General features: G+C 72.6%; 1 protein-coding gene. It reads right to left on the bottom strand.

Annotation, left to right across the window (positions count from 1 at the left end; genetic code table 11):
- Window positions 1-12 precede the first annotated feature (12 nt).
- Window positions 13-267: a MoaD/ThiS family protein gene (locus tag G3I71_RS47275; RefSeq protein ID WP_164325115.1), complete on the bottom strand. Its 255-nt coding sequence runs from the start codon at window positions 265-267 to the stop codon at window positions 13-15.
- Between the last annotated feature and the right edge of the window lie 193 nt (window positions 268-460).

The following is a 460-nucleotide window of genomic DNA, read 5'->3' as shown; positions in this document are numbered from 1 at the left end:
ATCGGTTCCCGTTCACCCGCCCGCGAAGGGCGGGAGCACCTCTACGGTGCCCCCCTCGGTCAGCGGGACGCCGTCGTGGGGACGCTTGCCCACGGGCTCTTCGTTCACGAGGAAGGAGCAGCGCAGCAGGACCCGTGTCAGCTCTCCCGGGTGGCGTTCCCGCACGGCGTCGAGCGCCTCGGCCAGTGTGCGTGCCGAGTACGGCTCCTCCGCCGTCCCGGCCGCGGCCTTGGCCGCCGCCCAGTAGCGGATGGTTCCGGTTGCCACTGCAGCTCCTATCGTCGCCCCGTCGGCTCTCTACCGTCGGCCTCCATGATGACCCCTCCGGCCGTGACCCCCGGCGTACCCCGACGCGCCCCGTGCGCGCCCCGGTTCCCGTGCGGGGGTCCACCGATCCGGTGAAACCGGGGCATACGAGGGAGGAAGGCGTGGCGGGAACCACGGAAGGCGGTGTGCGGGT

The sequence above is a fragment of the Streptomyces sp. SID12501 genome (assembly GCF_010550245.1).
Taxonomy (GTDB): Bacteria; Actinomycetota; Actinomycetes; order Streptomycetales; family Streptomycetaceae; genus Streptomyces.
This window is presented reverse-complemented; position numbering and strand designations above follow the sequence as displayed.